We start from the raw sequence: 6,595 nt of genomic DNA on the forward strand, positions 1-6,595 counted from the left end.
GATTAAAGTTTGTATTAACCTATGTTTATACTAGATAAAAAAAGAGAGTCGCTGTTGTTGTTGTTTAATATAAAATATTTGTATGAGATAACCGAGTTCGCCATTCGACAGCACGAATCCCGCTTGAACTGGGTCGCCAACGGAGATAGCAGCTTCAATGTTGGTGTTAATAACTTTCAAGTACATTTTCTCTTCGGTAACGTTGCAGCTTGCGATGGTAATACCTTCACCCATTTCAGCCAGCTCAGGCATTACCATCGCTAGAATCTCGTGGTTGTCTACGATCCGATAGCGATTAGAAAGAAACGCTCGCATTTGACCCCGTAAAGTACGAATCAGCGAGGTTTCGCCCTGCTTTTTACCCAGCCAATAGTTGATATTAGTAGACAAGAGTTCGGGAGATAACGAGCGCATCCGATCGTAATATGGCTTTGGAACCTGGATGCGGCTGGCCATTTGGGCGTGGGCGTAGTCGGTTGCTGGCATTTCTTCACTACCATTGTTGGTTTCTAGTTGAAAGTTACCATTGCCGAGCATACTCAAGCTAGAGGTGGGCGCGTGGAAGTCGCGTTTGGACTCTTGTTGAGCGGTGAGTTCTTCGGCGAGTTGAACGAGAGTTAGACCAGTCTTCATGATGTTGACCTCAAATAAGTTAGTAATGGATATGAGAAAGCCGCTAAATCTTCAAAGGTTTAGCGGCAAGAATTCTCGTTCTCAAATAGATGCGGCTCTGCCGCTGTCGGCTAGAAATTCTTTAATTCGGCTTTAAGATTTGTCATTTCAGTATTGACAATACTTAGCGTTTCTGCCAGATTTTGATGAGTAAATTTCTTAGTTCCGCCGTTCGGAGTGTGTAAGATAATTTTTCCTGCATCATTGACACACAAAGAAGCAGGAAGGTCTTCAAAATTGCGGTTAGTAGAATATATCTCTACTCGAAGGTATACACAATTATTTAATGTATATAAGTTATATCGCGTGTATTTCCACCACTCTAATTTTCCCGTTAACAATATACTTGCCATAGATCTCCTGATTTCATAAATTTCTTGAAGCGAGATTCCAGTTGTCATGATTTTAGATTTATGGGTGGATACAGGAAAGCCGCCAGACCTTTCAAGATCCAGCGGCAAGAATTCGAGCCGTCGATTAACTGCGGCTATGCCGAGTTTCCTACGAATTAACCGTTCGATAGGCTGTGACAATATCACTTATCGGCTCGATCGAAGCATCTCCTGAAAGTGTTGTAATATTAAACATCAAAGATAAGTACATCAACTGCATCATCTAAAGTTAAACCATAGATTAACAGCAGATCGTGAATATCTTCACCACCAGCGATATCAGACTGCATTTGTTTGATTTCGTTGGCGTTGGCGATAGCCTGCCGTTAGGCACAGCCTCTCCAACGGAGAATCGTAGCTTCAGTTTCATCACCACAAGTTTCGTTGGCGATCGAGGCTTTAATTAGTCTGTTCATGTTGGCGTACCTTTTCCCATGTATTTGTGCTGATAGCTTCGTTAATTAGCTGGCGATGCTCGTAGAATTTAATAAGTAGTTCATTTTGCAATTCTTGCGCTCGTTCGGCGATCGCGTGAGAGTTTCGGTCGATCCACTGGCGCATTTGAGCTTCGCTTGTAGGCTCGAAATCTGCTTCAGTGGCAAGTTCGATTGCAGCTTGCAGTAAGTAAGCTGCGGCGGATGTGGAAACATTGGGAATTTCTGAAATGTTCATAAGTTGCTTGAATATAGTTGGAGGATCGAATAGAACCGTCAAGCCCAGACTTAGCCTAAGCTCGGACAGATATGGCTTAACGTTTGAGGTGAATCAGATGAGTGGACACTCCACAGCTACGGTCGCTCTTAGTAAAAGCATCGGCGAGATTATCGTAACGATCGACTCCAAGGTCGTCGAGCCAATCGGTGAATTCCCGACGCTTGGTGATGCAACTGCCACAATAGCCATTGGGCAATACCGCCACAAGTTCGCCGCTAGGAGCCAACCAGTTATAGGCAGCTCGAACGTGGTCGATATAAGCATCCCCAGAAAATGGTGGATTCATCAGTACGCGGTCGTAAATCGGTCGCGGAGTAGCGGCAAGAAAATCTCGACCATGCGGCTGAAAACCTCGTAGGGTGAGTGCTTGGTGTAAATCTGAATTAATCTCGAAACAATCGATAGCCGATACGCCCAAAGTACGGACGGCAAGGCAAATATCTCCAGCACCGCCTTCTGGATCGAGGCAGCGGTGATGGGGCTGGACGTTTGCAAACTCTAGCATCCGAGCGATTAGCTCTGGCGGAGTCGGGAAGAAGTCAGGCACTTTAGTATAAATCGCTCGACGACGCAGCTCGTTCGCCTTCTCAACAGACCTGTCGATCTCAGGTGCGGGATTGCCAAAGCATAGACCATCCAACAGTTCCACAGCCGCGATCGCTTCATCCTTCGATCTAATGCCAAACTGTACGAGTCGCTCGACGATCGAATAACCGTAGGTAAAGGAGTCCTGGAGATACTTAGAATCTTCTTCGTACCAGCGGCAAAGGGTAGCGAGATCGGCTAATTGCTTGCGGTTGTCAATTTTCGCAAACTGAGGAGGACATGTGCCAGTACGATGTGACTGGGCGAGTCCTTCGAGCAAACGTTGGATGAGTGCTAAATGCTCGCCTTCTTCGCGCATTCCAGCGGCAATTCGCGAACGACGGGCGGTGATGTTTTGTTGCCCGATTGCGGGATGCAGTTTTGAGTCGATGGTTGTCTGCATTGTGGCAGCTAGTTTATCCAATTTATCAGCCAGTTTGAGGCTGCGGCTCGATATTGGTTGAGGATGTAGATATCGGACTTCTGGGATGTTATCGCTCTGTGCTACGAGCTGCGGTGCAAATAGGTCTAGCTTGAGCTGGGCTGGGTTATCGATGGTTCTCATGAGGTTTGAGGATGATAGATAATAAAAAACAGCCCCAACCATCACTAGATGGTTGGGGCCGATCGAGCAGGAGGACATTAAGCTGCAATTGGGGTCTTCGCAGTTTTCTTGCTGCGAGTGGTGGAGGTCTTGCGCTTGGACTTAGCGGGAGCATCGCTAGAGGCGACAACTCGATTCTCCGAGGGAGAGGCTTCGCCAACGATAGGAGTTGCAACTTCAATAGGAGTTGCGACAGGCAAAGAGACGACGGCAATGACACTCGCGATCGCGATGCCGACAGTGCAAACGTCACGACCGAGCCGAAACTTGCCACTAACGACGAGATTGGCGGAGGGCACAAATAGCCGCTGGTAGATCTCGCTCGCACCAGTACTAAACAGCACTTTGATATCGCCGTCGATGGCAGTACCAGTCAGCTTGTCACCGTTAATTTCAGCGGTCAGGATAACGAGATTGGAAGTAGCAGAGTTCATGAGTAGTCTCCAAAGGTAGGGTAAGTGGATATGGCAAAAGCAAGTCGAGCAACAGCGAAATCGCACACTTACAAATCCGAAACAGTAACAACAGGCTTAAAGAGCGCGGTCGAACCGTCGGGGAGTGGTTCAAAAGTCAGCTCGCCAGTGACGGTAATCGTGTCGCCTTTGCGAATGGTTTGGGCAGCATCGACGAAGGCATCGCTAAATCTGACCGCAAACCAATCTTTTCCGTCACTAGTTGGCACTGCTAGGGCAGCTTCGAGGATCGAACTATCATCGAGTAAACACTTAGGAGCGCGACCGACTAAACCGGAAATGTTAACTTGCATAAGCGGATTCCTCCAAAGGATGGGTGAGTTGAAGCACTATTGCTTCAACTCAATTCGGCTTTGCCGATGGTTCTTACGGTCACTCCAGCAGCACATCAGCTAGAGTGATAACCCTAGCGGGAATGGGACAAACGCCATAATATTCAGGATTGACTAACACTCGTGCTTGCAATGCTTGATGTCGCAGTTCTGTAATCAAATATGCCGAATTAATGTGCTGGTGCAGGAGCATCAATCGTCGCTGGATACGAGTGTCAGTCTTAATAGGAGCAGTAATCTCGGTAAAGTTGAAGTCGATACAGCGACCTTCGATTCGGCTCTGCCGACGCTACGCGAACGAGCGACCGAACTTGTCGAATTTGCAAATATAGCCTTCGTAGTTCCAATATCGGTATGGTGGTAAACCGTGGCGACCTTCGCGCAAAGAAGCGACATCACCCAGCCGTCCGAACAACTTTTTTGCATACTGCCTTGTGAGATCTCTTGCGACTTTATCAAATATATAAAATGCTGTGTGTTCGATCGAACAGGTGAATTTAAAGCTGACTTCGGCAACTTTAAACTTTCTAAGATTGGGTTGATTCATATCGATCGGGTATAGAAAAAGCCCAAAGGCATTTTGAGTTTAAAAAGATAGCGGCGATCTCAGTTGAGATCGTTGCTAAGTCAAGTTGAAACAAAGTCTAGGGTAGCTAAATCAATGATTGTCATCGAAGAATCATCGTCTGTGTAACTATCGATAACTTCGCGGATTGTTTTGTAGGCGTATTCTCCGTATGAATCGGTAAGAGCGTTAAGTTTATTAAGCAGTTGGTTGGGCGAACAAACAATCTTGTTAACTAGGCGTTGGCGAGATTCGCGGTGATTAAGGCGTAGCACTAAATACGAACGCATATTTTTTATGGGGGTGAGTTAATCGGGTTGTATAGTGGTGCGCTTGCGCGATTGATATCAGCCGCAGCAAAGAATACCGATCCAGACCGGATCGGCTGGCTACGCGATGGCAATTAAAGATCGATCTTTAATTGTTTAGATTTACAATCATTACCAAATTGTTCTTTGAGCCAGCGATCGGCATTGATTAAAGACATAATAATTTGACTCCAATTCTCCCGATCTAGCTCGTCGATTCCATACTGGTCATAGTATCGATTGAGTAGTTTACCAGCATTAATGATTGAAGTACCAGCGTCGAAGGCGATACCCTCCATCTTTTTGTTGACAGCAAATTTAGTAGCACTATTACTGCGTTTCCAGAAGATAGAGCACCAAATTCTTTGTCGAGCCGCCAATAGTTCGTAGGCGATCGTCATCTCTAGACCCGCCAAGATTAGCAATTGATTATTTTGATATTCTGGAAATTTCTTTAAATACTGTAAACTCGAACCAACTCCGGCTGTGGATGAATACATGATTACCTCTATTAATAAAAATACCTGCGAACTCCTCCAGAGTTCGCAGGTAAGAACGGTCGATGGGGCAGATGGCTAGAATGGGATGTCAGCTTCGTCCTCACCATCATCGGTAGTAAGGGTTTGGACTGGCTCAGGGGAGGCAGGAGCGATCTGGGCAATGGGCTTGGCGGCGGCGAGTACTGCGTTACTTACGGGGATATCCAGCAATTGAAATACGCGATCGGCCAGTTCGTCATTGCGACCGAGAAAGAAGCTCTCCCAGTTGCCCATTGTGGGTTTGGTATGACTGGCAATCTTACAAGCAGGTGCTTTCTGACCGTTACCCGCCAGCTCGCGCACGACTTCAAACTCGAATACGCATAAGGCGTTAAATTCGAGGGTCTTCGGACGTGCGGAGATGCCGTTAGCTTGGGCATGACACGTAGTTATCTCTAGAAGAAACTGCTGGTAGTGGAATGAGAAAGTCGCTTGGGTAGCACCTTTGGCGATGTACTGGAAGGGGATCTCGTGCAGGAGGCAATTATTGAGATCGAGTAACATCACTTCAAAGATCTGGATGTTAGAGACACCAGCTTGACCTTTAAATTCACCGTACTTTCCAAGCAGTTGCAACTCGGAGCTACCGTTTTCGCCTTTGACACTTCGAGCCGCTAGCAGTCCCGACTTGGGTATTACAAGCATTCGAGGCTGGCGAAATATCAAGCCCTTCTCGATCGCACCACTGGAGAAGGTATAGCTATCCAAAGTTTCGGGTATATTCAGCCAGCTCGCTTTTCCCATTTGGTCGAGGCTGACGAAGAACCCACATTCGCCAGGATTTTCACCTCGGAGGCTTTGAATGTATGGGAGCTTGGCATTGGGATTGCAATATTCGGGAGAGGCAAAGCGATCGCGGACTGGTTGAGGATTAGTCATGATAAAAACTCCTAAAGATAATGAATCAGTCGAATGGATACGGCTCTGCCGAAAAGCCTAAAGAATAGCTTGCAGGTCTAAGGATCTGCAAACTATCCACCTATGAATTCGCACTTAATACTCGGACATCAAACACAGAAACACACGATCGGTAATCTCAACATAGATGCGGAGTTCGCTTAGTGGAAAGTCGGTCAACTCAATCTTTTGAGTCACGCGAATATTGCCGTTACCGTCATCACAAACTAGCTTTGCTGAATGAGTATCGAGATTTACTCGTAATTTCCAAAACTGTCGGTCGTCCGCTGCTTTGAACTCCTGAGTTTGATAGCTAGCGATTGCATCGACTATCCACAGGCAGCCGTTTTGTTGGAGATAGCGAATTCCATCGGTATACTCGATACGTCCTAAAGGTGTATCGCGATAATATGACTTTTCCGAGCCATTGAATTGAGCGAGATCGGCTTGGAATTGCTCTGCATTTAAGTATTGTCTGTTCATAAATTTAGTATTGAGAATCGGATTGGTAGTA

11 protein-coding genes are annotated in these 6,595 nt (G+C 46.5%); all 11 read right to left on the reverse strand.

All coding sequences use genetic code 11. From position 1 onward, the window contains the following. Positions 1-30 precede the first annotated feature (30 nt). Positions 31-633, reverse strand: a complete 603-nt coding sequence (locus tag ACEW9I_RS08030; protein WP_373539834.1) for a hypothetical protein — start codon at positions 631-633, stop codon at positions 31-33. A gap of 110 nt (positions 634-743) precedes the next feature. Continuing rightward, positions 744-1,073 (reverse strand): hypothetical protein, encoded by a 330-nt coding sequence (locus ACEW9I_RS08035; protein WP_373539835.1) that lies wholly within the window; start codon positions 1,071-1,073, stop codon positions 744-746. A gap of 390 nt (positions 1,074-1,463) precedes the next feature. Then, positions 1,464-1,736 carry a hypothetical protein gene (locus ACEW9I_RS08040; protein WP_373539836.1) on the reverse strand — a complete coding sequence of 91 codons (273 nt, stop codon included), beginning with the start codon at positions 1,734-1,736 and terminating at the stop codon, positions 1,464-1,466. 76 nt (positions 1,737-1,812) lie between these two features. Next, positions 1,813-2,928 (reverse strand): class I SAM-dependent methyltransferase, encoded by a 1,116-nt coding sequence (locus ACEW9I_RS08045; RefSeq protein ID WP_373539837.1) that lies wholly within the window; start codon positions 2,926-2,928, stop codon positions 1,813-1,815. A 77-nt stretch (positions 2,929-3,005) separates the two neighbouring features. After that, the gene (locus ACEW9I_RS08050) at positions 3,006-3,401 is read right to left on the reverse strand and encodes a hypothetical protein (protein WP_373539838.1); all 396 of its coding nucleotides are present in this window, start codon (positions 3,399-3,401) and stop codon (positions 3,006-3,008) included. Between the two features lie 68 nt (positions 3,402-3,469). Continuing rightward, on the reverse strand, positions 3,470-3,733 hold the full coding sequence (locus tag ACEW9I_RS08055; RefSeq protein ID WP_373539839.1) for a single-stranded DNA-binding protein: 264 nt from the start codon (positions 3,731-3,733) through the stop codon (positions 3,470-3,472). Between the two features lie 79 nt (positions 3,734-3,812). Next, positions 3,813-3,965 carry a hypothetical protein gene (locus ACEW9I_RS08060; protein ID WP_373539840.1) on the reverse strand — a complete coding sequence of 51 codons (153 nt, stop codon included), beginning with the start codon at positions 3,963-3,965 and terminating at the stop codon, positions 3,813-3,815. A 96-nt stretch (positions 3,966-4,061) separates the two neighbouring features. Beyond that, positions 4,062-4,319, reverse strand: coding sequence for a hypothetical protein (locus tag ACEW9I_RS08065; protein ID WP_373539841.1), 258 nt, complete (start codon positions 4,317-4,319; stop codon positions 4,062-4,064). A gap of 421 nt (positions 4,320-4,740) precedes the next feature. After that, positions 4,741-5,145 carry a hypothetical protein gene (locus tag ACEW9I_RS08070; RefSeq protein WP_015328727.1) on the reverse strand — a complete coding sequence of 135 codons (405 nt, stop codon included), beginning with the start codon at positions 5,143-5,145 and terminating at the stop codon, positions 4,741-4,743. 75 nt (positions 5,146-5,220) lie between these two features. Beyond that, positions 5,221-6,063, reverse strand: coding sequence for a DUF5895 domain-containing protein (locus ACEW9I_RS08075; protein WP_373539842.1), 843 nt, complete (start codon positions 6,061-6,063; stop codon positions 5,221-5,223). Positions 6,064-6,177: 114 nt separating this feature from the next. After that, positions 6,178-6,595: DUF6876 family protein (locus ACEW9I_RS08080; protein ID WP_373539843.1), on the reverse strand; the 418-nt coding region annotated here is incomplete at its 5' end.

This window comes from Chamaesiphon sp. (assembly GCF_041738855.1).
Lineage (GTDB): Bacteria > Cyanobacteriota > Cyanobacteriia > Cyanobacteriales > Chamaesiphonaceae > Chamaesiphon.

Excerpts from the sequence above, each read along its gene's own strand:
- ACEW9I_RS08030 (WP_373539834.1), bottom strand. The coding sequence starts at position 633 with ATGAAGACTGGTCTAACTCTCGTTCAACTCGCCGAAGAACTCACCGCT.
- ACEW9I_RS08035 (WP_373539835.1), bottom strand. The coding sequence starts at position 1,073 with ATGACAACTGGAATCTCGCTTCAAGAAATTTATGAAATCAGGAGATCT.
- ACEW9I_RS08040 (WP_373539836.1), bottom strand. The coding sequence starts at position 1,736 with ATGAACATTTCAGAAATTCCCAATGTTTCCACATCCGCCGCAGCTTAC.
- ACEW9I_RS08045 (WP_373539837.1), bottom strand. The coding sequence starts at position 2,928 with ATGAGAACCATCGATAACCCAGCCCAGCTCAAGCTAGACCTATTTGCA.
- ACEW9I_RS08050 (WP_373539838.1), bottom strand. The coding sequence starts at position 3,401 with ATGAACTCTGCTACTTCCAATCTCGTTATCCTGACCGCTGAAATTAAC.
- ACEW9I_RS08055 (WP_373539839.1), bottom strand. The coding sequence starts at position 3,733 with ATGCAAGTTAACATTTCCGGTTTAGTCGGTCGCGCTCCTAAGTGTTTA.
- ACEW9I_RS08060 (WP_373539840.1), bottom strand. The coding sequence starts at position 3,965 with ATGCTCCTGCACCAGCACATTAATTCGGCATATTTGATTACAGAACTG.
- ACEW9I_RS08065 (WP_373539841.1), bottom strand. The coding sequence starts at position 4,319 with ATGAATCAACCCAATCTTAGAAAGTTTAAAGTTGCCGAAGTCAGCTTT.
- ACEW9I_RS08070 (WP_015328727.1), bottom strand. The coding sequence starts at position 5,145 with ATGTATTCATCCACAGCCGGAGTTGGTTCGAGTTTACAGTATTTAAAG.
- ACEW9I_RS08075 (WP_373539842.1), bottom strand. The coding sequence starts at position 6,063 with ATGACTAATCCTCAACCAGTCCGCGATCGCTTTGCCTCTCCCGAATAT.